The sequence below is a fragment of the Scytonema sp. PCC 10023 genome (genome assembly GCF_963920835.1).
Lineage (GTDB): Bacteria > Cyanobacteriota > Cyanobacteriia > Cyanobacteriales > Nostocaceae > Kalymmatonema.
The window spans coordinates 1-957 of sequence record NZ_CAWUDP010000324.1; the positions used below are offsets into that span (position 1 = coordinate 1).

Consider the following 957-nt stretch of genomic DNA (forward strand, 5'->3'; position numbering starts at 1 on the left):
CTAGGTATGCTCCAAACTGGGGTGAAATCTCACTCGCTTGCCGCAAGGCAACTCGGCGGTTATGTTGTTACCCGGACTGCAAGAAGAAGGCGATTGAAGCACATCACGCAGTTTATAAAGACGCTCAAGGTGCGATTGCCCAAGGGGCAGTGGCAAAGCCAATCGCTGGCAGAGAGATTCCAGGTGTTCACGTCTTTGCGCTTTGCCTTAAGCACCATAAAGAGGCTCACACTTTCAGGAACTGGCGTAGAGGATTTGAGCCACCTCCGAAGCTTGACAGTGCGAATACTATTAGTTTTTATCAAAAATTGAGGAAGGGTTTTTGCTCAAAAGCTTACCCATAATGTTATGGGTAGATTGGCGATCGCGTAGCCGCCCGCCCTGCGGGCTTCGCTCTAGAACTGACTACCCTCTGATTCACAGATATCAATATATGACACTTCCTCTGAGAATCTTTCTCAGAGGATTTTTACCATTCATCAAAAAGCAGAAACCACACAAGCCCTAAGAAAAGGTAAATCACCAGGCACATATAAAGCAGTAGCGAAACCTTTCTTTTTCTTGGCTTAAGCTCCCTCTGCATTTGGGATAAAGCAAGCCTCATTTCTTCAATTGCCCAGCATTTAGCACAATCTAAATTTACAAATTCTCCCCTTCTCTGTGCTAGACCTTGCCCAATCAATACAATTATTTTCCCATCTCTTTCAATAATATTCGCTTCAAGAAGCCCTTGAGAAAGCGAAAGTTTATGATAGCGGTAGATGCGTCCCGATGTTTTCCAACCCATATTAGTTAGCAATTATCAGTTATCGGTTAAAAATTCAATTATTCAGATCAGGATTAATGTATGCAATTACTTCTCCTGACGAAGTCTTTTGCATCTTTATTTTGGCTGACTTCTGCTCAATTTTTTGGCAGACGGCATAAACAGTTGCGCGTGATAAGCCAACACGTCTA

The 957-nt window shown here is 43.4% G+C and carries 2 protein-coding genes; one reads left to right on the forward strand and one right to left on the reverse strand.

What is annotated here, in order from left to right:
- A partial coding sequence (locus ACM0OZ_RS49005) for a hypothetical protein (protein WP_414590188.1) occupies positions 1 to 344 on the forward strand: 344 nt, incomplete at its 5' end.
- Between the two features lie 125 nt (positions 345 to 469).
- Here ACM0OZ_RS49005 and ACM0OZ_RS49010 read toward each other — a convergent pair.
- Positions 470 to 787: a hypothetical protein gene (locus tag ACM0OZ_RS49010; protein ID WP_414590189.1), complete on the reverse strand. Its 318-nt coding sequence runs from the start codon at positions 785 to 787 to the stop codon at positions 470 to 472.
- Positions 788 to 957 lie beyond the last annotated feature (170 nt).

Coding starts and splice junctions, on each gene's coding strand:
- ACM0OZ_RS49010 (WP_414590189.1), bottom strand. CDS start 787: ATGGGTTGGAAAACATCGGGACGCATCTACCGCTATCATAAACTTTCG.